The organism is Rheinheimera sp. SA_1 (assembly GCF_001669775.1).
In the GTDB taxonomy this organism is placed as follows: domain Bacteria; phylum Pseudomonadota; class Gammaproteobacteria; order Enterobacterales; family Alteromonadaceae; genus Pararheinheimera.
The window spans coordinates 1,378,622-1,402,427 of sequence record NZ_LXWK01000011.1; the positions used below are offsets into that span (position 1 = coordinate 1,378,622).

24 protein-coding genes are annotated in these 23,806 nt (G+C 49.9%); 9 read left to right on the forward strand and 15 right to left on the reverse strand.

Annotation, left to right across the window (positions count from 1 at the left end; all coding sequences use genetic code 11):
• Window positions 1–83: 83 nt before the first annotated feature.
• From A5320_RS06735 to A5320_RS22120, 10 genes are all read right to left on the reverse strand, one after another.
• Complete coding sequence (locus A5320_RS06735) at window positions 84–299, reverse strand: helix-turn-helix transcriptional regulator (protein WP_068062552.1); 216 nt, start codon at window positions 297–299, stop codon at window positions 84–86.
• Entirely contained in the window at window positions 292–774 is a 483-nt protein-coding gene (locus A5320_RS06740) for a hypothetical protein (protein WP_068062555.1), read from the reverse strand. Before A5320_RS06740 ends, A5320_RS06735 begins: the two co-directional genes overlap by 8 nt.
• Window positions 775–1,551: 777 nt before the next feature.
• On the reverse strand, window positions 1,552–2,001 hold the full coding sequence (locus A5320_RS06750) for a hypothetical protein (protein WP_068062560.1): 450 nt from the start codon (window positions 1,999–2,001) through the stop codon (window positions 1,552–1,554).
• Complete coding sequence (locus A5320_RS06755; protein WP_068062563.1) at window positions 1,998–2,609, reverse strand: hypothetical protein; 612 nt, start codon at window positions 2,607–2,609, stop codon at window positions 1,998–2,000. The genes A5320_RS06750 and A5320_RS06755 overlap by 4 nt, the downstream gene beginning before the upstream one ends.
• Window positions 2,610–3,476: 867 nt before the next feature.
• Window positions 3,477–3,944 carry an NfeD family protein gene (locus A5320_RS06760; protein WP_068062566.1) on the reverse strand — a complete coding sequence of 156 codons (468 nt, stop codon included), beginning with the start codon at window positions 3,942–3,944 and terminating at the stop codon, window positions 3,477–3,479.
• A gap of 111 nt (window positions 3,945–4,055) precedes the next feature.
• Window positions 4,056–5,039: an SPFH domain-containing protein gene (locus tag A5320_RS06765; protein WP_068062569.1), complete on the reverse strand. Its 984-nt coding sequence runs from the start codon at window positions 5,037–5,039 to the stop codon at window positions 4,056–4,058.
• A gap of 152 nt (window positions 5,040–5,191) precedes the next feature.
• The gene (locus tag A5320_RS06770; protein ID WP_068062572.1) at window positions 5,192–5,614 is read right to left on the reverse strand and encodes a GNAT family N-acetyltransferase; all 423 of its coding nucleotides are present in this window, start codon (window positions 5,612–5,614) and stop codon (window positions 5,192–5,194) included.
• Window positions 5,615–5,750: 136 nt separating this feature from the next.
• Entirely contained in the window at window positions 5,751–6,458 is a 708-nt protein-coding gene (locus tag A5320_RS06775; RefSeq protein ID WP_068062575.1) for an SDR family oxidoreductase, read from the reverse strand.
• A gap of 84 nt (window positions 6,459–6,542) precedes the next feature.
• The gene (locus A5320_RS06780; protein WP_068062578.1) at window positions 6,543–7,187 is read right to left on the reverse strand and encodes a TetR/AcrR family transcriptional regulator; all 645 of its coding nucleotides are present in this window, start codon (window positions 7,185–7,187) and stop codon (window positions 6,543–6,545) included.
• Window positions 7,187–7,465, reverse strand: coding sequence for a hypothetical protein (locus tag A5320_RS22120; protein WP_068062581.1), 279 nt, complete (start codon window positions 7,463–7,465; stop codon window positions 7,187–7,189). Before A5320_RS22120 ends, A5320_RS06780 begins: the two co-directional genes overlap by 1 nt.
• Before the next feature lie 66 nt (window positions 7,466–7,531).
• Here A5320_RS22120 and A5320_RS22125 point away from each other — a divergent pair, with 66 nt between their 5' ends.
• The 8 genes from A5320_RS22125 (at window position 7,532) to A5320_RS06825 (ending at window position 17,491) form a co-directional block, all read left to right on the forward strand.
• Window positions 7,532–7,813, forward strand: a complete 282-nt coding sequence (locus A5320_RS22125) for a hypothetical protein (protein ID WP_068062584.1) — start codon at window positions 7,532–7,534, stop codon at window positions 7,811–7,813.
• Complete coding sequence (locus A5320_RS06795) at window positions 7,779–10,901, forward strand: TonB-dependent receptor (protein WP_197490007.1); 3,123 nt, start codon at window positions 7,779–7,781, stop codon at window positions 10,899–10,901. The genes A5320_RS22125 and A5320_RS06795 overlap by 35 nt, the downstream gene beginning before the upstream one ends.
• A gap of 141 nt (window positions 10,902–11,042) precedes the next feature.
• Complete coding sequence (locus A5320_RS06800; protein WP_068062587.1) at window positions 11,043–12,650, forward strand: tryptophan halogenase family protein; 1,608 nt, start codon at window positions 11,043–11,045, stop codon at window positions 12,648–12,650.
• Between the two features lie 62 nt (window positions 12,651–12,712).
• Entirely contained in the window at window positions 12,713–13,459 is a 747-nt protein-coding gene (locus A5320_RS06805) for a SapC family protein (RefSeq protein WP_068062590.1), read from the forward strand.
• Window positions 13,459–14,163 carry a DUF6445 family protein gene (locus A5320_RS06810; RefSeq protein ID WP_068062593.1) on the forward strand — a complete coding sequence of 235 codons (705 nt, stop codon included), beginning with the start codon at window positions 13,459–13,461 and terminating at the stop codon, window positions 14,161–14,163. The genes A5320_RS06805 and A5320_RS06810 overlap by 1 nt, the downstream gene beginning before the upstream one ends.
• 153 nt (window positions 14,164–14,316) lie before the next feature.
• On the forward strand, window positions 14,317–14,892 hold the full coding sequence (locus A5320_RS06815; RefSeq protein ID WP_068062596.1) for an RNA polymerase sigma factor: 576 nt from the start codon (window positions 14,317–14,319) through the stop codon (window positions 14,890–14,892).
• Window positions 14,885–15,967 (forward strand): FecR family protein, encoded by a 1,083-nt coding sequence (locus A5320_RS06820; protein WP_082971572.1) that lies wholly within the window; start codon window positions 14,885–14,887, stop codon window positions 15,965–15,967. Before A5320_RS06815 ends, A5320_RS06820 begins: the two co-directional genes overlap by 8 nt.
• An 87-nt stretch (window positions 15,968–16,054) precedes the next feature.
• Window positions 16,055–17,491: a sugar porter family MFS transporter gene (locus tag A5320_RS06825; protein WP_082971573.1), complete on the forward strand. Its 1,437-nt coding sequence runs from the start codon at window positions 16,055–16,057 to the stop codon at window positions 17,489–17,491.
• Window positions 17,492–17,505: 14 nt separating this feature from the next.
• Here the strand turns inward: A5320_RS06825 and A5320_RS06830 are convergent, their stop codons facing one another.
• The 4 genes from A5320_RS06830 to A5320_RS06845 form a co-directional block, all read right to left on the reverse strand.
• Window positions 17,506–18,408: a LysR family transcriptional regulator gene (locus tag A5320_RS06830; protein ID WP_068062600.1), complete on the reverse strand. Its 903-nt coding sequence runs from the start codon at window positions 18,406–18,408 to the stop codon at window positions 17,506–17,508.
• A gap of 85 nt (window positions 18,409–18,493) precedes the next feature.
• Entirely contained in the window at window positions 18,494–19,006 is a 513-nt protein-coding gene (locus A5320_RS06835; protein ID WP_068062603.1) for a DUF2938 family protein, read from the reverse strand.
• A gap of 45 nt (window positions 19,007–19,051) precedes the next feature.
• Entirely contained in the window at window positions 19,052–19,291 is a 240-nt protein-coding gene (locus A5320_RS06840) for a DUF2798 domain-containing protein (RefSeq protein WP_068062608.1), read from the reverse strand.
• 255 nt (window positions 19,292–19,546) lie between these two features.
• On the reverse strand, window positions 19,547–21,823 hold the full coding sequence (locus A5320_RS06845) for a hypothetical protein (RefSeq protein ID WP_197490008.1): 2,277 nt from the start codon (window positions 21,821–21,823) through the stop codon (window positions 19,547–19,549).
• Between the two features lie 613 nt (window positions 21,824–22,436).
• Here A5320_RS06845 and A5320_RS06850 point away from each other — a divergent pair.
• Entirely contained in the window at window positions 22,437–22,889 is a 453-nt protein-coding gene (locus tag A5320_RS06850) for a DUF4826 family protein (protein WP_068062612.1), read from the forward strand.
• A 34-nt stretch (window positions 22,890–22,923) separates the two neighbouring features.
• Here the strand turns inward: A5320_RS06850 and A5320_RS06855 are convergent, their stop codons facing one another.
• Complete coding sequence (locus A5320_RS06855) at window positions 22,924–23,769, reverse strand: isocitrate lyase/PEP mutase family protein (protein WP_082971574.1); 846 nt, start codon at window positions 23,767–23,769, stop codon at window positions 22,924–22,926.
• Between the last annotated feature and the right edge of the window lie 37 nt (window positions 23,770–23,806).

A 23,806-nucleotide genomic window follows, 5' to 3' on the forward strand; every position in this document is an offset into this window, starting at 1 on the left:
AACAAAGACCCATCCACCGTAAACATGCCACAAGTGTATTGGCAATAAACAAGGGTTTATCCGTACCAAGCAGCAACCTGTGGTTATTCGTCCACAGGTTGCAAGGTAAATACCGCTTCCACCGGCACCGCAAAAAACTGCGCCAACTTTAATGCAATCACCACTGAAGGGGTAAAGCGGCCTGTTTCTACCGAACTGATGGTTTTGCGGGACACGCCAATCGCGTCGGCCAGCTCTTGCTGCGACAGCTTACGTTTGCTGCGCAGCTTTGCAATATTGTTATCCAGTTCGTCACTCATGTTCAGCTCTCAATCCCAGCAATACTGGCACTGCATAAGCCCACATCATGATGCAAATCAGTGCTCCAGCGTAATCCCTTAACACCACAGCATCAAACCAGGCAGAAAAGTCATCAATACCGGCAAAAGCCCAAGTTGCAGTCAACACCAGGGTGACCGTATAAAAGCTGGATTTATAACCTTGTTGGTTTAAAAATCCACTAAATTCATCGGTAAAATTGCCATACCAAAAAGCCCGTTTGCTAATACCGCTGCTATAGCGGCTCAATTTCGACAATGTTACAAAAAACAATACTATCGCAATTACATACAGAAACCCGACCGATGTGATGACCCAGCCATCAACGCCAAACGATTTTAGCAACGAATACAGGAAATCTCCGGCGACCAACAAACCCCAAAAGATGCCAAAGAGTGCATTGTGTTTTAAGTACATCAGCTCATTTTCGGCTACTGTTAAATTTTTTACCGTCATCATCACTCTCCTTAGTTTATCGTACTTGATTGATACCTAAGCGCCTCATCTGCAACCTAGGATTACCAAATGATACCTTAAGGTGTCAGTCAATCAAGCGCTAAAACTAAAAAAAGTTAATTTGCTTGTAACAAAATGTAATAACCCAAGCGACTTATTACTGGCGAAAGGCTGTCAATTGTGTGGTGATACTGAATGCGAAAACAGGATGATTGGGTTTACCGGTGCGCTACTGCAGGTGGTTGTTCTGTTAACCCAAATCTTCAATTGACCATGATCACAACCCGCTGGTCACTGCGTAATTTTGCCATTTTTGCCTATCTCATCGTTGTGATAGGCGTCTACTTTATTGGGGAAGTTGCGGGCGGCCGAAGGGGGCAATTGACGCGGCTTGTTTTACTTGCTCTTACTTCTTGAAAATAGACCAGAATTTATAGCGAGCATTATTTACTGATGTAACTTCATTTTGGGAAATTAGATTAAGTAAAATACCGATAAATATAGCGATCACGGGAAAAGCTAGGCTGATGAGTTTTGCCTCTGGATCTGAGCGCTTAACATCATTGATGATGACGAAAAAGTCAGGATCGAACAAGTTTTGAATTGCACCGTAGCCACTCACTAAACCAAACAAAATACATAAATAGCCGAAAAACTTTAGGTATTTATACTTTGCTCTATCACTTAAATGTATCTTAGTTTCCGTACTTTGTATAACGCTCGCAGCACGAGCATGTTTGTAGCGCAGCGTAAAACATGTCTCTGTAGCTGCGTTTATTAGCCGTTTATTAGAGTGCTGACATCCTTTCGAACACCAAATATATCTCTACTTGTAAATCCCAAAGTAATATGGAAATCTCTTTCGGTAAATCCAAGATTTTCTCTAATTAAATCACCTTGTGGCGACTCAATTACTACAAAGTAAACTTCATCTCTACCTTTTTTAACTTTGCCGAGTCCTAAATAATTGAGACTAATTTCCTTCCCAATGTATTTTTCTACATCTTCGTAACTACTACGCCCATATTCTTGCGGCGTCAACAAAGTAACATGGTATTCACCCCCGTCTCTTCGGATTTGATTTTCAGTTAGTTTGTGATATTCCTGATGGCCAACCAATTGTTCAATCAACCTTAGGTACTCTGCTACATCTTCTTCTGGAATGCTTATTCCTGGGTAACGCCCACCAATCTGAGAGAACAAATACCCAATTTCGTATACTTTCATTTAAATCTCCCAATGGTTTTTACCCCGACCCACTTTAGATCAGTTTTTCCTCTTGTATGCGGGTTTCTGTCTGTAAAATAGAAGTCGCTCATTAGAATACCATTGTCGTCGAAACTAATATCAATAACTGACACCCCATTAAATTCATCATACTTTGAATCATCTTCTCTATTAGCTGCTCTAGTTCTCCAATATGCTATCAATTTGTATTTTTGGTCTAATTCATCCTTAACAATTTTCACTGCAATGCTCTCGCCTTTGGATCTTTTTGTATAGGTGTAAAATTTTAATTTAGTCATTGTTTGACTAATTTCCATCACAAAAGGGTGAGGAGTATTTTCCCCATCCCTATCCACCGTCCCCTCCCAACGACCATTTAGATTTGGAGTAGAACAAAGCCACCCCATTACTCTAAAAATCGGTATTTTCCATAAGTATTTATCATATACGAACCACAAGAGACCAATCGCGCTCATCATCACACCAGCCTTAAGTGGCAATAGTTGAGGACTTACTTCAAAAATAGTGATGGTTATAACTGATAAAAGAATACTTAAAATGACAGTTACAACTGCTATTTTGTTTATCTCTATTTCATGAGGAATCATTTAATTCATAAACTCCTTTTTATATGTGTCATTGGGCACCTCCTTAGAGACTTTATATAACTCTTTTGAGGTGTCTACAAGTCGCGGGGCACTTGGGGCGCTTAACAGTATTTTTTCAAAGGCAAAGAACCCGCAAGACGCAAATTCTATTGCCTTCTTCATGAATTTTACTCAAAAGAAGTTAACCTTTCACTTACGCTAATTCAACCGCTTCCAGCAATATTCACCAAAGTAGGTAAGTGCTGGAACGGTTTCGCGCTCGCAAGACGGTGATTAAAAAACTCTTGAGGAATGCGATACGTTAAATCAGTCTTTACTGCTGATAGAGAGCTTAGTCATTTTCGTGGACTATTCAAAAACTGCTATTTAAAAGCAGCCAAAGTCAGCTTTTGGAACAAAGCCACAATCTGGTGAAACAGGACTTTTAGTGAATTGGGTTATGCCTTAAATACAATCGATCAAGATTTCTGGAAAGCTCTGAATAGCCTTACCAAATAAGGTTTTCCAAAGATTTTCCAGACTAAGCTTTAATGAGTAACCATGGACATTACGCTAGGTGTTACAGCGGGATCAGGAGATTGACACTCTACGCAAATATATGAATTTATAGATAAAATGTAGGGCTGACTCGGCCGAAGGCTAGTCCGCCGTTTGCCCAAATAACCGTATAGCAATCCAGACAGACAATTCCGGCGCACTACCGCTTTCGCGGTGAGTGACGCCCTACGCTGGGTGATTAGCAACCAACCGTAGGGCGCGACTCAGCCGAAAGCCAGTCCGCCATCACGCCGGTTCGGATCAAATCACCAGCTGGCGCACTACCGCTTTCGCGGTGAGTGGCGCCCTAGTGTTCGTTGCCACCTTGAATTACAGCGCCTTCACCAACAACAAAGATCCATCCACTGCCACCACTTCTGCGTGGGCGCCCGGCGCTATGTTGGCTGTGGCACCAGCGGCTAAGCGCGCTTGCCACTCGATGCCGGAATAAGCGACGCTACCGGCATCTTGACTGACTGCGGTCTTGACCAGTAATTGACGGCCAATCATATCGCTGCTGGTGTTCGGCGTTTCTTTAGAATTTTGATAGTTTTTAAAAGGTTTCCACAACAGGATTGCGCTGGCGAATGACAAGACACCTACCAGCAATACTTCCATTTCCCACCCACTAATCAGCCCAACACTGACCAACACTCCGGTGATTAGGCAACTCAAGGAGAAAAACAACAAGGGGCCGCTCATACCTAACACCCCAAGCTCAACCAACAAACTGATGGCAGCAATGGTATATAACAACTGGTCGTGGTGTTGGGCGAAATAATCCATAATGCTTTGCATAGGGTAATTCTCTTATTCCAAATACCGGTTTTTGCCATTAAAAACTGGCAGACTTGCCGCCAGCACCGAAACAACGGCTGATGTGGCGGCAACTTATTGATATATCAAAAATTACTGGCGTGCAGCCGACTGATTTACCGCTGTTGAAACCGCCATCGCCTGCGCCACTGTATTGGCAATATTGTCGCCGGTTTTGCCATCGGTCAGTACGATAGTGCCTTGTTTCGCTATGGCTTTATGCGCTTCAATCGCGCCTTGTGCCAGCGTCAATGCCACTGCTTTCTGGCCTTCTGTAGTGGCCGCAGATTCACCAATGGTGGTCAGGGCAGCAGCTTCAGCAAACGCCACTAAGCGGATCGCTTCGGCTTTACCGGTCGCTTCCAGAATTTGCGCTTCTTTGCTGGCTTCCGCAGCTAATACTTGTTCCGCTTTTGCCGCTTCCGCGTCCAGAACCCTGGCTTGCTTCTGACCTTCGGCGGTGGTAATTGCAGCAATTTTCACGCCTTCGGCGGTCAGAATGGCAGAGCGTTTTTGCCGCTCGGCGGTCATTTGTTTTTCCATGTCTTCTTTGATCGACGGTGGAATGCCAATTTCCAGCAATTCAAAACGCAGCACGATTAAGCCCCAAGGCTGAGTCGCCTCCTGCATCGCTTCCTGAATTTTGGCGTTAATCGCCGAGCGATTCTGGAAACAGTCGTCCAGCTCCATGGAGCCGATGGCGTTACGCATCGACGTCATCGCCAGTTGCGTACAGGCTAATTTGTAATCGGTAATATTGTTGGTAGCAGCAGCCGCATCAATGACTTTGATAAACAGCACACCGTCGATCATCAGCGCGATGTTGTCTTTGGTAATGGCTGATTGTTGTGGAATAACTAAGGTTTGTTCTTTTAAATTGCGATCCGCTTCAATAGATTCGATAAAAGGCACAATAAAATTCAAGCCAGAGCTTAAGGTTTTGGTGTATTTACCAAAACGGTAAATCACATAACCGCGGTTTTGCGGCACAAAGTGAATGCCTTTTTTCAAGGTGAACAATAAGACCAAGGTCAGCCACAAAGCCGGGCTGGTTAATAAATCCAGTGGAAATTCCATTTAGAGTCCCTCATTTTTGGACGGTTTAAAGTATCGGGGTAATCGCCACACCCTAGCGGTAATACCTCTTGATTTCAACAACTTCTTTACATTGAACATGTAAGAAAAACACCGCTGTCAGATCCAGAGTTCTGCGATGAATGTTTTTATTGTCATGTGCGACGTCGTAACATCAAAGCCATGCCAATGGACGCCGGAGCGACGTCAGTAAAGCCATATTTTTCATACAGATAACGGGCGTCGCCGTCAGCAATTAAATTGATGTAACAGCTATCGGGCAGTTCCTGATGGATGTAATCCATCAGCGCCTGCATCACCATTTTACCGAGGCCTTTGCCCTGATGTTCCGGTAATACCGCGATATCACAGACCTGGCAATGACAACCGCCATCACCAACCAAGCGTCCCATCGCCACCACTTGCCCTTCCAAAGTGATTTGCACCGCAAATAACGTCGCGGCCAGGCCGATAGTGGCCGCTTCAACGGTTTTTGCCGACAGGCCACTGGCGAGGCGTAAATGGCAATAATCGGTGACTGAAGGCGTTGTGAGTTCAAGCTGATAATGAGCGGGCATCTGGCTGTCCTTAGTTGGTGTTACAAAACTGTTTGAAATACAATTAGATAAACAAAAAGCAGCAGGCTGCTTTAGCCCTGCTGCTTTGATGCCGTATTTCAACGCAGAAACAATACCAATTCAAGCCCGCAGCGATTTAATGGTTAATCGCCTTTAAATATATGTCCGGATAGCCCGACAATGCGCCGTGTACCTGACGAGTCGCTTCATCGGCCAGCACCTGATCGGCACCTTGCTCCAACCCAGCGAAGGTTTCAGCTACCACCAGTTCCGGCGATACTTTTGGCACATCCAGATCCTTGGTTAAATCGGTATCGATAAAACCAACATGCAGCCCTAACACCTGAGTTTGTTGTGCCAGCAATTCCTGCCGCAGCGCATTGGTCATCGACCAGGCGGCTGATTTTGTGACTGAATAAGTCGCCAGCAGTGGCCCGGTGATCCAGCTGGCAATCGACAGCACATTAATAATGCCACCACCGCCATTTTGCTGCAGCACTGGCGCAAAAACCTGACTTAACCGCAGCGGGCCAAACACATTGGTTTCCATTTGCCGGCGTAACATCGCCTCTGCCCCCTCCACCAGCATTGGGCCCATTTCAGCCACACCGGCGTTATTAATCAGTAAGGTTACATCCGGATAATCACGCGCGACTCTGGCGATATCTTCGGCATTGGTCACATCAAGTTTCACCGGGATCACGCCTGGAAGCGTGATGCTGTCCGGGTTACGTGCTGCGGCATACACTTTGCGAGCACCTTGTGCCAGCGCTTGTTTTGCAAAGACCAGACCTAAACCACGGTTGGCGCCAGTGACAAATACCACGGAGTTTTCAAGTTTCATCGGTCGATCCTTTAATTTAATATGACGTTTATCATATTTTAGTTTAAAAAAACGGGCGAACCCGTCAATGTTTAGTATATGTGTTTATTTGCTCAACACAGCAGGTACTACAAATTGTTCCAGCAATAACTGCCGGCTGCTGTCTAAATAAGCTAATGCTTCGCTACGATCGAGAGCCCGCGCCAGTTGGATCACCCCAACCATGGCACTACTGTATAAAAACGCCTGTTGCTGGCTGATACTCCCCTCGCCCAACTGCACTAATCGCTCCACCAGCGCTGTAACTACTTTCGCCGCCACGGTCTGACTGTACAGATCCAGCCGGTGAAACTCACCACCGAGCGCCGCGACCGGGCAACCGGCGCCACTTTGGGCAGCGAATAAATGTTGTTCTGACAGATACAGTTCAATGAACATTTGCAGCGTACTGGCTGGTTGCTCTGAGCTCGCTGCAGCGTTCAGGTTGTGCAACGCACAAGCGTTAGCCATCGCGCTTTGGCTATCTGTTCCGGCATAAGCTAAAGCTTCTGCCAGCAACGCATCGCGATTGGCAAAATGAGCATAAAAACCGCCGTGAGTTAACCCGGCATGCTTCATCACATCAGCAACCGCCAAGGCTTCAAAACCATCCCGGCGAATCATGCGCGCTGCCGTTTCCAGGATCCGCTGATGCGTCAGTTCCTTTTTGCTTTCTTTTTTCGCAGCAACTGCTTTGCCTGAAATTGCCATCACGGTTTGCCTTGCCAGATAATATGATGAACATCATATTTTACCATTGTACGAAAATCAACCTTTATTTTCTGCGGTAGCGATATTTTTTCAGCGCTGATCGTTGCGATAGTGTCGTGATGCGCGCGACGAAAAGCACTGAATTCGCGGCGAACTTGAATTTTAGCGTTAATTAATGTTTGATGAGCCCAGCTTGGCAGCAGCAGGATCCACAGAGGTACAGCGCACCAAGCCTTCGCTGCATCACAGGCAGCTTTGATAAATAATAATAAAAACAAATAGCTATACCCAAAATCATTGACGTTGCAGGTAGGCGGCAACTGAACGAAACCACAGGAGCATAGTTGTACTATGTGACTGTGGTTCGTGAAGGCGGCCAACAACCCTGCAACGTCAAGGATGAAGGGTATAAATGGACCGGGGAGCAGGCAGATCAAATTGTTCATTACAATTTTCAAATTTCTATGGAGGAAAATTCAGGCTCTGTCGTCTTTGTTTACTGCATGGCATCAGCACATGCGGGGGGGATTGCAAAGCGTGCGGCGGTTGCTGTTGTGTTTGCTCATCGTTTATTGCCTGTCAGGCGTGGCGATGGCCAAAGATCAGCCGTCAGAAATTGCTTTTAATATTCCAAGACAAAGAGCCGACTTATCGTTGATCAGTTTTGCAGAGCAAGCAGACATCACCTTGTTATTTCCACTGGACCAGATGGAAGGCAAGCAAACGAATCTGCTGCAGGGTCGTTACAGTCTCATCGATGCCTTGATGATCCTGTTAAAAGACACCGGTCTGAAACCTGAGATCAGCGAAAGTGGGCAGGTATCTATCTTGATAGATCCAACTTTCGAGAGTAATGACGACATGGCTCACTATAACAAAAATAAAGTGGCGACTGCGGTAATGGCGGTTTTGAGTACCGTTGCCACAACGCCCGCTTTGGCAGTACAGGACAACGAAGAAAAAGCGCCGGAAATTATTGAAGTTCGTGGTATTCGTGGTGCACTTGGCCGCGCGATGGATTCCAAACGCGAAGCTGGTGGTGTAGTCGATTCCATTTCAGCTGAAGACATCGGCAAATTCCCTGACACCAACCTGGCAGAATCGCTGCAGCGGATCAGCGGTGTGTCAATTGACCGCTCCGGCGGCGAAGGCCAGCTGATCACAGTGCGTGGTTTTGGTCCTGAATTTAATACTGTGCTGGTCAATGGCCGGCAAATGGCGTCGGAAAACCAAAGCCGCGCTTTTAGTTTTGACACCATCGCCTCCGAGTTAGTCCGTAGCCTTGATGTGCATAAAACCTCCAGCGCCACCATGCAATCCGGCGGCATCGGTTCTACTGTCAACGTCAATACGGCCAAGCCTTTTGCGATTGGTGGTTTTAAAGTCGCTGGCAGTATCAAAGGCGTGTATGACGAAAACAGCGAGCAAACCACACCACAAGTCTCTGGCCTGATTAGCGATATGTTCGCCGATGATAGCTTCGGTGCTTTACTTGCCGTATCACATCAACAACGTGATACCCGGTTAAACCAGGCACAAATTGACGGCTGGCTGGAAAACGTTGGTGTGCCAAACCCGGTCACCGAAAGTGGCCAGGCTTATACCGGCAATATCTTTTCGCCGCGTAACTATGACCATAAAGTCACCACCGAAGAACGTACCCGCACCAACGCCAATCTGGTATTGCAATATGCGCCTTCAGATACCTTAGTGGTCACCGCCGATGCGCTCTATTCCGACTTTGATATCAAAGCCGATACCACCTCTTACGGTCACTGGTTTACCGCGCCCAATCTGGAAGGCTTTGGCAATGCCAAAGGCCCGGTGGTCGATGCCAACGGTACTGTGATTGATTTGTATCAGGAAGTCGGTCTGGCAACCGATATGCACGCCAAGAAGTTTGACCGCTTAACCGATACCATTTCTCTTGGCTTAAATTTCGACTGGGATGTGAATAACAACCTGAATATGAAGTTTGACTTAAGCCACTCCAGCGCTGAGCGCGAGCCGAATAATGGCCGTGGTGATCAGCTCTCACTGATAGGTTACGCCAACCGCGTGCGTTTCCAGCTGGACGACCAGATCCTGCCATACGCCAGCGAGTTTGCTGCAGCCAATCCGAATATTTATAGTGGCCAGCAAGAATTAAACGGCACGGCTTATCAGCCAGGCGTCACGCCAGCCGGGGTCTCTGATCATTTAAATCCGGCCAATAGCAAAGCACACGTGATGCTTCGCCGTGGCTGGGCGGTCGAAGACAGCATCGACCAACTGCGTTGGGACGGCATCTGGAATGAAGACGCGACCAGCGGTTTAACCAAAGTGAAATTTGGTGCCGGTTATTCAGCGGAAAGCAAAAACCTTGATCGCTGGGACAACGAAGGTGTCGGCATTCACTGTACTTTCTGTGGGTACCCGGACGCGCCAAATATGGCCGGTTTTCCGCAATATGTCTTTAATGCCGGCAGTGACTTTTTAAGTGGTGTCAGTGGCAGTGGCCGGATGCCAACCTCCTGGCTGGCGCATGACGGTGAAGCGAATTTTGCGTTTCTTGAAAAATACGCCGCGTCGCTGGGTAACCCAATCAGCTTTGATGCGGTCAAACGCAACAAATCTTATGAAGTGACCGAAGATACCGCTTCGTTTTATCTGGAACTGGATTTTGAAGGTGAATTAGCTGGCATGCCGCTGACCAGCACCGCCGGTGTTCGTTATGAACGCACCAGCGTTGGCGTCGATGGCACCGATGCGCCGGTGACCGGCCTGAGTATTCTGGACGAAACTGAAATGCTGGCGCAGTTTGGCAATGCCGTGCAAATCAACGAAAAATCCAGTTATGAAGCCATACTGCCAAACTTCAGCGTCAAGCTGGATATCAGCGATGATGTGGTGGGCCGGTTTGCCGCTTCGCAAACCCTGACCCGGCCAACGCTGGAAAGTATGTCGCCGGTGACAGTCATTGGCACCACCCGCCAGGGTGGCGATTTAACTTCAACGTCTGGTAACCCGGAACTTGATCCATTTACCTCGACCAACCTCGACTTCTCGCTGGAATGGTATTACGCCCCGGCCAGTTATTTGTCCGCCGGATATTTTCGCAAAAACGTCGCCAACTTTATCGTCAACACCACCGAAGATAAAACCTTCACGCTCGGTAATGGCAACCTGCTGACCGATCCATCGACCGGCACTAACAGTGGTGCGCCAGACAGTCAGGATGCGGTGGCAGTCTTTACCAACACCCTGCCAAATAACGGTGAATCGGCCATTGTTGATGGTTTTGAACTAGCGCTGCAGCATAGTTTTGATTCGGGTTTTGGCGTGATGGCGAACGCGACTTTGGTTGGCAGCAATGCCGAACTGGATCCGGCCGATATCAGCCAGGTGTTTGCGCTGACTGGTTTAAGCGATTCGTACAATCTGGTGGGCTTTTATGAAGAAGGCCCATTCCAGGCACGTTTAGCCTACAACTGGCGCGATACCTTTGTGCAGTCATTAACGCAGTCGAACGGTGATGGCGTGGTGATTGTCGAGGACTATGCCCAGATTGATGCGACCGCCAGCTACGATATTACCGAGCAGCTGACGGTGGTGATTGAAGGCATTAACCTGACCAATGAATACGTGCATAAACGTGGCCGCTTTGCCAATCAGCTATTGCTGATTGAGGACAGTGGTCGCCGGATCGCCTTTGGCGTGCGCGGTACTTTTTAGCCTTTGTTGATAAAACGGACTGACTGGAAACCCTGGACAGACAGTCCCTTGTTGACCAGGGTCTTGGTTGTATCCAAGACCCTGTTTTTGGCAGTTCTTTCCAAAAGATTTTCGGCCCGGAAGTTTTTCAATGGTGGTCTTATGACAACAGCCCAAGCTCCAATTAATTCGGTGGCAATCAAAACCGTAGTCATCGTCGGTGGTGGTAACGCCGGCTGGCTTACCGCAGGCCGTATTGCGGCCAAACATAAAACCAAGCAGGGAGGCGTGAAAGTCATTCTGGTGGAATCACCAACGATTGCGCCGATTGGCGTCGGTGAAGGCACCTGGCCGACCATGCGCAGCACCCTGATTGCCCTTGGTATCAGTGAAACTGATTTTATCCGCCACTGCGACGCCACTTTTAAACAAGGCGCCAAATTCGCCCGTTGGGTCGATGGCAGCAAAGACGATTTTTATTACCACCCGCTGGTGTTACCACAAGGTTTTGGCAAAGCCGATATGGCGGCCTATTGGCAGGCGCAGCACGCGACCGCAGGTATGCCTTCTTTTTCCCCTGCATCTTCATTCTCAAATGCGCTTTGCTACCAGGAAACCATCTGTGAACAAGGTTTAGCGCCAAAAACCATCCGCACCGCCGAATTTAGCGCCGTCGCCAATTACGCTTATCATCTGGATTCCGGCAAATTTGGTCAGTTTTTACAGCAGCACTGCACTGAAAAACTCGGCGTGACTCATATTCTGGATGATGTGATTGCCATCCACAGCGTAGCCGATGGCAATCATGCCGCAAATGGCGATATTGCCGCCGTCGAGACGAAAAACCACGGCGCTATCTCCGGGGACTTATTCGTTGATTGCACTGGTTTTTCTTCATTGCTGCTCGGCAAACATTATCAGGTGCCGTTTAAGGCCTGCGACGATATTTTGTTTATCGACACCGCACTGGCGGTGCAAGTGCCTTATGAAAATGCCGACTCCCCTATTGCGTCGCATACCATTTCTACCGCGCAAGAAGCCGGCTGGATTTGGGATATCGGCCTGCAACACCGGCGCGGTGTTGGTTATGTCTATGCCAGCAAATATTGCACTGAGGAAGACGCCCGCGCCACATTGGCCCAGTATGTCGGCCCGGCGATTGAAGGTTTAACTGTGCGCAAAATTCCGATTGTCAGTGGTCATCGCACAAAGTTCTGGCAAAACAATTGTGTCGCCGTGGGCTTATCCGCCGGCTTTCTGGAGCCGCTGGAAGCATCGGCCCTGGTGCTGGTCGAGCTGTCGGCGCAAATGATCAGCGAGCAGTTGCCGGCCAATCGCGCATTAATGGACATCGTCGCCAAAAGGTTTAACGACACCTTTTTATATCGCTGGGATAAAATTATCGATTTTCTGAAGCTTCATTATTTGCTCAGCCAACGCGATGAACCCTTCTGGCGCGACAACCGCGACCCCGCCACCATTCCACAGAGTTTGTTGGATTTACTGCAGTTATGGCGGTATCGCGCACCCGGCGATCTGGACTTTACCAGCAATAATGAAGTGTTTCCGGCCGCCAGTTATCAGTATGTGCTGTATGGCATGGGCTTTAAAACCGATTACAGCCACAGCGGTTATTTGCTGGATAACTGGGATTTTGCCACCCAGCAATTTGCCCAGAATCAGAAAATGATTAACCAGGCGCTTAGCATGCTGCCGACCAACCGCGAGTTGATCACTAAAATTCGCGACTATGGGCTCAATGCTCTTTAAATAAAAAGCCCGGTTTAATTCTGAAACAACATTTATTTCAAAAACAACAAGAGCAGCAACGCATGGCCGAACTGATTGCAATTAACCCAAAACTTCATGCCACTCTACGGTTCCAGCCGGAACAAGCCGAATTCCATAGCCGGGGTATTCAGTTGCTACCTGTGGTGCCAGCGGAATTTGCCAGCATCGCCACCCAGTCGCCGATTGTGCTGACCAAAAATGGCCAGACCGGCCAGTTTGTGACAGTGGCGATGCTCGGTTTTGCGCCGGGTGAAAATCTGTGGTTTGCCGATGGCAGCTGGCAAGGTACTTATCTGCCATTGCAGCTGCAGCGCCAGCCGTTTTTTTTAGGTCAGGCTGACGACAGTGGTCAAGGCGATTACGTGCTTTGTATCGATCCCGACAGTCCGGCGATTGCTCAGGAACAGCACAGCACTGCAACCGAAACAGCAACCGAAGCCCTGTTTCAGGATGATGGCTCTGATAGCCCCTATTTACAGCAAATCAAAGGCGTGCTGGCTGAACTGTTGCAAGGCGAACAACAACAGCAACAACTGGTGCAGGCGTTATTAGCGGCCAACCTTATTCAGCCATTGTCGCTGGAAATTACCTTTGCCAATCAACAGTCAACCCGGCTAAATGGTCTGTACACTATCGATCAGCAAAAACTGGCAGCGCTGGATGCAGCAACTTTGGTCAATCTGCATCAGGCCGGCTGGCTGGCGCCGATTTACACCATCATCGCCTCGGCCGCGCAGCTTTATCCGCTGATCGCGCGGAAAAACCAGCAGTTGACCGGAGCGGCCTGATGGTACAAATCCGCCCGCTGACCCAAGGCATCCGCCAATTGCGCATTGGTGATGAAGCCACTCCGCTGTTGATTATTGATGATTTGGTCACCGACCTCGACTGGATAATAAAGGCCGCCGGGCAAGGCAGCGATTTTCAGACCGATCCGGCGAATTTTTACCCTGGCATCCGTAAACCAGCGCCGCAGCTCTACCAACAAGCCATACAAACTGCCTTACTGCCGTTGCTGCAAGCGGTGTTTAGCCCGCAAGCCAGCCGCATACACAGCCTACAATCGGCATTTTCTTTATCGACCACACCCGCGACACAGCTGCGGCCGATTCAGATGTTGCCGCATATTGATGCCACCACCCCTAACCAACTAGCGATGGTGCATTATCTGTGCGGGTCAGAACATGGCGGCACCTCATTTTATCGCCATCGTGAAACCGGCTTTGCACGGATCAGCGCCGAGCGCTTAGCTGGTTATAGCGCCAAACTTAAAGCCGAAGCCCAGGCAGCACAGCTGCACCTGCAACCCGGTTATATCGATGGGGATACCTCGCTGTTCCAGCGAATTTATCAGGTCGACGCCAAACCCAATCGCGCTATTATTTACCCGGGCAATTTGTTGCATTCAGGGGATATCCGCGAAGCCTCGGATTTATCGGCCGACCCAAGACAAGGCAGACTAACCATCAGCAGCTTTTTGCAGCTGAGTTGATGTGCTAAAACTAATGCTCTAAAAAAAATTTAAAAATTTTCACCAAGCTATAGCGGAAATTTGAAGCTGATTCGTCTTACTTTTCAGGGATGCTATGCGCCGCGACAGACGGTGCAACGCCCGGGCGACTATAAAAAAGAAAGACGGGGAAAAATGTCAAACGATTCATTGATTTATAAGGTTTATCTGGCATCCAGACGCAGTCTGTGGCGCGCCGTATCCCGCATCGTACCACCGCACGAGATTGAAGATATTGTGCAGGAAACTTATGTGCGGATTTGCCAGATAGAACACAAAGAGAACATTAGTTCGCCAAAATCTTTTATGTTTACCATCGCCCGCAACCTGGCGCTGGATTATCAGAAACAAGCCAATGTAAAACAGGTCGACCATGTTGAAGATATCGAACTGATTGATCAGCTGTTGTCCGACAACTGTCGCGATGAAGTTTATGATCAGGCGTTATCGGACAGTGAGTTTGCGATGTTTTGCGAAGCGGTCAGACTGTTACCGGTGCAATGCCGCAAGGTGTTTGTGCTGAAAAAAGTCTACGGTTTTTCGCAGCGGGAAATAGCAGTGAAATTAAGAATAAGTGAAAGTACAGTAGAAAAACATATCGCCACCGGTTTAAAAAGTTGCACGCTGTTTATGCGTAAAGCAACAGCGGGCGACACAGGACAGGGCCAGATCAACGTGCAACGACAATCAAAAGGAGGATCATATGACTAACAACATTCACCCGATCCCTCTGCAGTCGAAACGCCAGCAAGCCGTCCTGGATGAGCAGCGTTTAGCAGAGGCCAGTGACTGGATTGCCAAGCTGGACCGCAACCTGACGCCGGCGGAAACCGAAGCATTGCAACTATGGCTGGCACAGTCGCCAGAGCATCGCGCCACCTTATTAGAAGTGGCGGCATTGTGGGACAAGATGGATACGCTGCAGCGCTTAGCGGATTTATTCCCGCAGGCGGAAAAAAATGTCCGGCCACAATGGCAACATTGGGGGCTGGCCGCTTCAGTCGCGCTGGTCGCTTCGTTATTGACCTTATGGTGGCAACCAGAACTGCTGACCCCGTCAGCAACCGCAACTTCGGCGATTGTGTCGACCCAAAGCAGTTATCAGACCCGGATTGGCGAAACCAACACCATTGAACTGCCGGATCAAAGCAAACTGGTGCTGAATACCAATAGTTTTGTGGTGGTGAAATACAGCGCCAAAGCGCGGATCATCGAGCTGCAACGTGGCGAAATTCTGATTGATGTGGCACATGATACCAGTCGGCCGCTCAGTGTCCTGGCCGGTGGCAAGATCATCCAGGCGGTGGGTACCGCCTTTAATGTGCAGGTGCGCGACCGTCAGGTTGAACTGATTGTCACCGACGGCAAGGTGCGGGTTGAAACTGCCCTCACCGAAATGATTGCCGACGAACACAGACTGGCCAACCGCTTACCGGAAACCGCGCTGGCTATTTCCAAAGGCGAAAAAGTTGATTTGGATGCCAGTGGTCAGCAGGAAGAAAAAGTGCTGAAAATAGATGCGGTGGACATCGCCGCCAGCTTGTCCTGGCGCTCTGGCAATTTGATTTTCCGTGGCGAATCGCTGGCCGAAGCAGTGGCAGAAATCAGCCGTTATACCGACATCCAATTTGAGCTGGCTGATGACGCCAAACTCAAAGACATCCATGTCGCCGGCATGTTTAAAACCGGTGATGTGAATGGCTTACTGGCGGTATTTAAAAGTAATTTTAATATCAGCCACGAGCGGTTAAGCCGCGACAGAATATTACTGAAGTTCGAAGGATAACCAGGCTGCCAGCGATGAGATGAACTGTGTTGCTGGCAAGATTTGGTGATGACACTACATAACAATAAGATCAAGCAAGGACAATCTATGACGATGCCTATGTCGGCTGCCGCCGCGACTTCTATGACACCCTTCGGGCAAACCGGCAGTGTCGCTTATGTGCTGTTTATCTCTGCCATCGCTGCTATTGGCGGATTTTTATTTGGTTTTGACTCAGGTGTGATTAACGGCACTGTCACGGCGCTTGGCAAAGCTTTTCAATCAACCGCAGTCGCCACCGGCTTTAACGTGGCTTCGGTGTTACTCGGCTGCGCTGTTGGCGCTTTGGTCGCAGGTCCGGTCGCCGATCGGTTTGGTCGCAAACCGGTGATGATAGTCACCGCTATTGTCTTTGCCATCAGCGCCTGGGGTTCGGGCGATGCACAAAGTGCCACCGCCTTTATTCTGTACCGGGTATTTGGTGGTTTAGGCATTGGTGCTGCTTCGGTGTTGGCACCGGCCTATATTGCCGAAGTCTCCCCCGCCGCACTGCGTGGCCGACTCGCCACTTTGCAGCAATTAGCTATTGTTTTAGGCTTGTTCGCCGCTTTTGTCAGCAATTATTTAATCGCTTCCGCCGCGGGCAGTGCTGAAAATGCCTTCTGGCTGGGATTACCCGCCTGGCGCTGGATGTTCTGGGTCGAATTAGTACCGTCGGTATTGTTTTTACTGGGCGTATTGTTTATTCCGGAATCACCCCGTTATCTGGTGGCGCAAGGCAAGCTGGAGCAAGCAAGAGCCGTGTTTCGACGGATTAGCCCAGGTACTGAAGATCAACAATTGGCAGATGTTGGTAAGTCTCTGAGCGGTAACCACAAACCGAGCATAGCCGATTTGTTTATTGCCGGTAGCAGCAAGCTGCATCCAATTATTTGGGTCGGTATTGCCTTGTCGGTATTTCAGCAATTTGTTGGCATTAACGTGGTGTTTTATTACGGCGCTGAACTGTGGCAAGCAGCTGGTTTTGATGAGTCGCAATCGTTATTTATCAACGTATTAGCCGGTACCACCAATATCGTATCGACCTTTATTGCCATTGCGCTGATTGACAAAATTGGCCGCAAACCACTGCTGTTGACCGGTAGTATTGGCATGTTTGTCAGCCTCGGCGTACTGACGCTGATCTTTGGCACCGCCGGTTTTGATGCAGCGGGCAAGCTGGCATTGACCGAAACTATGGGCACAGTAGCTTTGGTCACCGCCAATCTGTTTGTGGTATTTTTCGGATTAAGCTGGGGGCCGGTGGTCTGGGTATTATTGGGCGAAATCTTCAATAATCGCATTCGTGGTGCCGCTTTGGCGGTGGCCGCCAGCGCGCAGTGGATTGCCAACTTCGCCATCAGCATGACCTTCCCGATTTTACTGGGTTCGGTCGGCCTGGCTGGCGCTTATGGTTTTTATACGCTGTCGGCCTTGATCAGCATTTTCTTTGTGGTGAAGTATATCCGCGAGACCCGCGGCAAAACGCTGGAGCAAATGGAGTAAGCTAAAAGCCGTTGTTATTCCGGACTCATTTGCCTGGCGGCCTGAGCCCCTGCCTGCGACACGGCCTGCAACACAGCTTGCAATAGGGGTTCGGACTGGCGCTGCGCCAATAAGCCGAACCAAACCTGCACCTGTTGCAACGCCGGGCCAAGCAATACCAGTTCGTTTTTGCTCTGCGCATCCAAAGCCGTCGGTTGGTGCAACAAACCTAAACCGACGCCTCCAGCAATTAAGGTGCGGGTGACATGTTCTTGATCGACATGAATGGTTTTTAGCGGCCGAAAGTTGTGTTCTGTAAACAGCTGCTCGGCCAGCCGGCCACAACAAGTGTTAGTGGCCGGACAAATCCACGGCAACTGACTTAGTTGTTGCCAATCCGCTGGCTGCGTTGCATCAACCCAACCGACCGGCGCCGCCAGATACACGCCAAAACTGTCGACCGGCAGCTGCATTAATGCGCTAGGCGACGTATCAGCGGTGTAAAAGCCAGCGTCAATCCGGCCTTTTTCGATGCCGTCGATAATTTCAGCCGCACTGCCATATTCCAGACTGACTTCGAGCCTGGGACAAGTTTCTGCCAGTTGCGCCAGCAGTTTACTCAGTACTTGTGCGCTTGGCGTACGGTTCGAACCGATTCGGATCCGGCCACTGAGCTGTCCAGTTAATTGCCGGGCATCGCTTTTAATTTCCTGATGCAACGCCAGCAGTTGTTCCGCTTTGGCCAGCAACGCCAGCCCTTGCGCCGTCAAACTCATACCACGCGGCGTGCGTTCAAACAAAGTCAAACCCAGCTCGTCTTCCAGCGTTTTGATATGGGCGCTGATCGCCGGTTGGCTCAGGAACAACAATTCCGCGGTTCTGGTGATGCTGCCCTGGCGCGCCACAGTGACGAAAGTTCTGAGCTGATAAATGTCCATCCGTTGCCCTGTTTACTGAAATCTTCAGTGATATTTGGGTGCTGCTGTTCGTACTTGTGTTCGTACTTATCTGGCGTGCGCCGTTTTACGCAAACCCAAACTGAGTCACAGCCCATTGATACCCCATACCCGCCAGATACAAACCGCAGCCAAACACCGTATGACTCGATAGGCTTTTTGTTCTGGCTGACCATGGTTTTGGCGCTTTCGCCGCAGCAAAGCCCATACCAAATGCCGGTTGCATCAACAAAAATGGAAATAACACCGTGCTGACTCCCAACACTAACGCCCACTGCAAACCAGGTTCAACCAGCCATTGGCCGCCGCCCCACAATACTAGCGGCAGCGCAAATAGCATGCCTGTCAGGTAATGGATTGTCCAGCCAAGGGCGCACTCCAACGGCTGCGCCGGGGCGCTGCCAATTTTGGCATGCCGGAACTGGCCAAAGCGCATCAGACTGAACCAGCGCCCCACCAGGCAAAAGCTTAACGATGGGATATTCAATACTTTACTCAGCAGCAGCGACCATAAATCCAGCAGCGCAGTGGCGCCCGCTCCGATCAAAACGGCCGCCAGCAGTGGCGATACATCAATCATTTCAGTACTCCAAATTTAATGCCGTAATCAGTTTGAGCAATGCTCTCAACCCTGCTGCGGATTGGGTTTCACCACCGCCTGCACCAATGCCCGCACCAGCGGCGTCACCAGCACAATGGTCGGAAAGGCGATCACAAAAGCACCAGCCCAGGCCTGTAACCAAAGTTGCAGCAGGCCATCAACCAAGCCAAGGTTCAACATCGTGATGCAACCGGACATGATGCCGGACATCAGCAATGACATAAAAAACGAAAATACATAAGGGCTAAAACGTTGTGAGATCATGGTTAAACTCCAGCAAATTAAGTTCAGACAAACAACCTCGCACGACAGCGAATGTTGGGTGCATACCACACTGCTGTAACATTGCTTCAGCAAGCGTGGTCTGAGCTGAATTTTGAACTTGCAGCGGTTTGGCGTCCAATTGCATCTTTGGAAGGCTGACCTCAGTTAAATTGAGGTCAGCTTTTTATTGGAGTGAACGACGGCGTGGCAGCTATTGCAGCACCCGCGGATCGTTGCTCACCGATCAGAGGACAGCTATTTCAGTTTTGCGGTTTTTCGCTCGGCATCGTCCACCACCGCAGGCAGAATTTTGCGTTGTTTCATACAAGTCACAGTGGCCGACATCACCTCTTTTGCCCCTTTGTTATCGCCATCAATTTTCAGCACATCCGCCAGATGGTTTAAGGCAGAAAAATAACCGATATGGCCGAGTGTGTCAGCCGCCAGTTCCGTGTCGTCCAACAACACCTGCCGGGTTTTGGCGGTCGCTTTGGGGTCTTGCTTTAAAGTACCGATGACCAGACCTTCTTGCCCGCTGTTTTGCTCCAGCACTTTATAATCGTGCAATTGTGGTGTTGCCAATGCCACTTTGGCATGTAACGCCGCCACAGTTTTTGGACATCGGGCCACCAGCTCCTGCAAGGTATCTGTCGCTGTCGGTAATGCCGGTGCACCGCCAAAGGCCAACACCCGCGCCACATCTTCAGTGAAATAATCAGCCGCCAGCCGGTTTTCTTCCGCCGATCCGGACATCGCGACATACAGGCGCAGTACATTCGACACCACCACTTCATGACCCAGATCCAAGGCCGCCTGCACCTTATAAAAGCCAGGCTGATCTATCAACCAGCCACTGGTGGTGGTGCTTATGGTATGCGCGCCGTAAATCGCCGCCCCGGCTGGCAAGGCCGCAGTATGTTCCTGATGGCAGCGGCTGATCATTGGCCGCCACAACCGGGCGTCGCCGCCTTCGCGCTGGATCAGAATACTGACGTGCTGACCGTCCTGCAGCAAGTGCTCATCAATCGCAACCGCTTGCTGGCCAACATTTTGCAATTTCAGCTCCATCACCACCGGTTCGAGAAAGCTGTAACTGTTTTGTAGCCGGTTGGGCCGAATTGATAATTGCCAGGCCGAGCCGGGCCGGATCAGATCCGGCGCTTCAAAACCATGGTTTTCAAACCAGTTTGAATTACCCATCTGTACAAAACGCCTTGGCGCATGCCGCATAAATATCAATTCATCATCACTGAAGCGAAAACGGAAATTGGCAAAAAATGAACTTTGACCACCACTGACGCGGAACGGATAATTCATAAAACTGCGGGCTTCCGGTTCATTTGCCAGCGGGATCCATGGATCCCCTGGAGCACCTTGCACTACCCCTAACGCTTTTTGCCACGCATGAGCCAGATTAAAGGCGTGACCCATTTCATGCACAGCCGTCCAGAACACCATCCGTTGCCGCCAGGCTGCGGCCTGAGCGTCTCCGGCGGGCGCATCCTGAATAAAACTGTCGGTAAAAATGGCCGTTCCCTGACGGTGATTGCCACCAATATCGTCAAACATCACCCCGCCGAGACCTCGACCAGAGTCATGTCTGGCGGCATACAACACCCACATTGACCACTGCGGTTTATTGGCGAACTTTTGCCAGTAGGTTTGCATGGCGTTATGCATTTCACTGTCTGACCAGGTACCGTTGGCTCCCGTGTCGGCAATTGGGATCACCGACGTATGCGGCGACATCGAAACGTCAAATCCGGCTCGTTGATACACTGATGCCAACGAAATTGTTTCTGCGGCAAGATCAGCAGGTTTATTGGCATGACTGGTTGTATCAAAGGTCGTTACCACACTACCGGCATTGGCCACCCGATCGACTTCAAAATCGACACTGTCAAAATAGATGGACTGGAACTGCAACTTATAGCTGTAAGTCGCTCCACCGCCGCTGATGGTCAGTTTGTAGTTGTTATACGTCAGGCTACCGCCACTGCGGCTGGCCTCAAACACCAGCTGCGTACCGGGTAACAAAGCGGCAGAACCATCCCGGTAGGTGACGGCGGCTTCGATCCGGCGTTGGTTGTAACCCAGACACTGATCCGAGGACACTTTGGCAATAATATGGGTGGTGGCGCGTGGGAATAATCTTGATACCTCAATTGAAATTCGCTGTTGTGGATAAAATCTGTCCACGTCTACCCGCACCAGTACCGATAATAAATTCAAAGGTGTACTGGCAGAACTGTAACTATATTTCCCGCTGACAGCAGCACAGATCCGCAGCGGGGGTAACGGAATAATTGGACCTGGAATTGGAGTTGGTATTGGGATCGGAATTGGGGTTGGCAGTGACGGATACGGCAGTACAGGTCCATCCGGAACCGGGGTGTAACCGGACAATGTGGCATTGTCATCACTGAGTGTTGCAGCCAGATAATCCGGATGCAGATTGTTGTCGATTAAATTGGCACTTGGGTGGGTCTCAAGACCGGGCGATTCAGCCGCAGCACTTTTTTTACTGGCCATCAGACATCTCCTTCCATTGAGGGGAATTGTTCCAACAAGCGGCACTGACTTTGCGTTTTGCCCAGCACGGTGCCGCACGCGGAACCACAGGCAGATGGCAATGACAACAAAGGCCAATCGGAACTTCTGACAGCAAAACCATCCTGGTTTGTTGTTACGCATCTCCATCTGCGACCCGGTAAAAATAGTAAACCGTAAATTAAGCGACAAGCTGGCCGCTTTTCAGATCCTCGAATGCAACCGGCAAAGGCCGCTGAAAAGTGTCAAGTAATATAGACAGACCAGCTGCTGAGATAGTCGGAGAGCTGGGTAAATCAGCATCTCCAGGCATCGTGGTGTGCTGTCATGGAACCAGATGTCACCAACATCATTTTGATAGAAAATGATTTTTTAACGAACTGGCAAAGGTGGTTTTGTCAAATAGGCAGGCTACACAGCGACGCAGAACCCGTTGCGGACAGTGACAACAAAAAGTGACAGTTCCGACGATACGGACTGGCAGGAGCAAAAGATCCCTTCTGCTGTAGCGGACGACAGGCAGACAATCCCGCACTGAATGGTCAACAACTGATATGATCGTCTGAATGTCATCTTATCAGCGGAGCAGCAACAGATGGATATGGACGAAGCAGAAGACTGGGCCTGGTGCGATAGTCAGTTTGCGGCAATTGAAAGTTATGTCAAAACCCAGCAAATTCCGCATGGCGTGATTTGCGACTGGCCGGAATGGTATACCGCGCCTTATGTCGGGTTATGGGCAGTGGAAAACCCGGACGATCCGGGCTTTGTCGGGCACTGGATTTTGGCTGGTGACAGCACCGGAGTGCAACCACAACCGGTGCCATTTGACCATATCAGCGCCACCGATTTACCTGAACCGCGTGATGCGATGGCCGCTTTTGCCCGCAAGTGGACGGCGTTGGCAGCCGCTGCCAATAAAGGTGCGGCTTGGTCAGGTAACCCAGAACTTACCGGCGACTTAGCCCTAAAGGCGAAACAACTCAGCCGTCAGGCGCAGTTGTTGACGCTGTGGGCAGCCGATGATGAGCTGTGGGATCTGGATTAGCTTTTAGCCAGCAAAGCTTTTTACAGCAAAACCATTAGATAGCGGCTCCACTACACAGCCGATCCAGCTGCGAACCATTCAGTGCAGCTGCTGGCGCTGGTTGTTGTAAATAATCGGCAATGGCCTGCTGTGTCGCATTGGCGCTGGCCAGAAATATCGCGGGTCCAACGCTGATCCGCTGTACTTTGGCGCGGCTTAAATCAGCCAGACTAGCTTTTTCTGGCCAGCCCATTAAATTCAGCGGCAACTGAATGTGCTCACCAAGTTCCTGCGCCAGTGTTAATGACGTTAGCCCCGGCACAAAAGCACCATCGGCACCGGCCGCCTGATATAGCTCAAACCGTTGCCGGCACATCGCTATCGCTTGCTCGTCGCTGGTCGCCAAACCACGCAAGAAAACATCAGTACGGACATTGATAAATAATGGCTGCCCCGCCAGCAAAGCCCGGCAAACAGCGATTTTCTGACACAACAATTCCGGCGTCCCCGCGCCATCTTCCAGATTAATACCGGCAACCCCAAGCTGGGCCAGTTGCTGCACCAGCTGCGCGACCGCCTGTGGCTCAGAGCTATAACCCAGTTCGATATCCACCGTCAGTGGTACCTGACAGACCCGCAACAACCGGCGCACCGCCGCCAATAATTCGTCCTTCGGTAACTGCTCACCATCGGCATATCCCAAAGTCCAGGCGAGTGCCGCGCTGGACGTGCCTACTGCCTTAGCGCCTTGTTGTTGCGCTAGTAGCGCGCTGATGGGATCCCAGATATTAACCAGCACCAAAGGCGTCGCCGCCTGATGCAATTTAAAAAAGGTGTCGCTGGTTGTTTCGGTTGCTTTTTTGGTTGCTGTTTCGGTTGTTGTGTCGGTATTAGTGCTCATCTGCAAGCTCCGTGCTGAGTGAATGAATGAGTGCGCA

Excerpts from the sequence above, each read along its gene's own strand:
- A5320_RS06795 (WP_197490007.1), top strand. The coding sequence starts at position 7,779 with ATGGCCAAAGATCAGCCGTCAGAAATTGCTTTTAATATTCCAAGACAA.
- A5320_RS06740 (WP_068062555.1), bottom strand. The coding sequence starts at position 774 with ATGACGGTAAAAAATTTAACAGTAGCCGAAAATGAGCTGATGTACTTA.
- A5320_RS06735 (WP_068062552.1), bottom strand. The coding sequence starts at position 299 with ATGAGTGACGAACTGGATAACAATATTGCAAAGCTGCGCAGCAAACGT.
- A5320_RS06845 (WP_197490008.1), bottom strand. The coding sequence starts at position 21,823 with ATGGCCAGTAAAAAAAGTGCTGCGGCTGAATCGCCCGGTCTTGAGACC.
- A5320_RS06810 (WP_068062593.1), top strand. The coding sequence starts at position 13,459 with ATGGTACAAATCCGCCCGCTGACCCAAGGCATCCGCCAATTGCGCATT.
- A5320_RS06815 (WP_068062596.1), top strand. The coding sequence starts at position 14,317 with ATGTCAAACGATTCATTGATTTATAAGGTTTATCTGGCATCCAGACGC.
- A5320_RS06800 (WP_068062587.1), top strand. The coding sequence starts at position 11,043 with ATGACAACAGCCCAAGCTCCAATTAATTCGGTGGCAATCAAAACCGTA.
- A5320_RS06760 (WP_068062566.1), bottom strand. The coding sequence starts at position 3,944 with ATGCAAAGCATTATGGATTATTTCGCCCAACACCACGACCAGTTGTTA.
- A5320_RS06835 (WP_068062603.1), bottom strand. The coding sequence starts at position 19,006 with ATGATTGATGTATCGCCACTGCTGGCGGCCGTTTTGATCGGAGCGGGC.
- A5320_RS06770 (WP_068062572.1), bottom strand. The coding sequence starts at position 5,614 with ATGCCCGCTCATTATCAGCTTGAACTCACAACGCCTTCAGTCACCGAT.
- A5320_RS06755 (WP_068062563.1), bottom strand. The coding sequence starts at position 2,609 with ATGATTCCTCATGAAATAGAGATAAACAAAATAGCAGTTGTAACTGTC.
- A5320_RS06855 (WP_082971574.1), bottom strand. The coding sequence starts at position 23,769 with ATGAGCACTAATACCGACACAACAACCGAAACAGCAACCAAAAAAGCA.
- A5320_RS06820 (WP_082971572.1), top strand. The coding sequence starts at position 14,885 with ATGACTAACAACATTCACCCGATCCCTCTGCAGTCGAAACGCCAGCAA.
- A5320_RS06780 (WP_068062578.1), bottom strand. The coding sequence starts at position 7,187 with ATGGCAATTTCAGGCAAAGCAGTTGCTGCGAAAAAAGAAAGCAAAAAG.
- A5320_RS06775 (WP_068062575.1), bottom strand. The coding sequence starts at position 6,458 with ATGAAACTTGAAAACTCCGTGGTATTTGTCACTGGCGCCAACCGTGGT.
- A5320_RS06840 (WP_068062608.1), bottom strand. The coding sequence starts at position 19,291 with ATGATCTCACAACGTTTTAGCCCTTATGTATTTTCGTTTTTTATGTCA.
- A5320_RS06765 (WP_068062569.1), bottom strand. The coding sequence starts at position 5,039 with ATGGAATTTCCACTGGATTTATTAACCAGCCCGGCTTTGTGGCTGACC.
- A5320_RS06825 (WP_082971573.1), top strand. The coding sequence starts at position 16,055 with ATGACGATGCCTATGTCGGCTGCCGCCGCGACTTCTATGACACCCTTC.
- A5320_RS06850 (WP_068062612.1), top strand. The coding sequence starts at position 22,437 with ATGGATATGGACGAAGCAGAAGACTGGGCCTGGTGCGATAGTCAGTTT.
- A5320_RS06805 (WP_068062590.1), top strand. The coding sequence starts at position 12,713 with ATGGCCGAACTGATTGCAATTAACCCAAAACTTCATGCCACTCTACGG.
- A5320_RS06830 (WP_068062600.1), bottom strand. The coding sequence starts at position 18,408 with ATGGACATTTATCAGCTCAGAACTTTCGTCACTGTGGCGCGCCAGGGC.
- A5320_RS06750 (WP_068062560.1), bottom strand. The coding sequence starts at position 2,001 with ATGAAAGTATACGAAATTGGGTATTTGTTCTCTCAGATTGGTGGGCGT.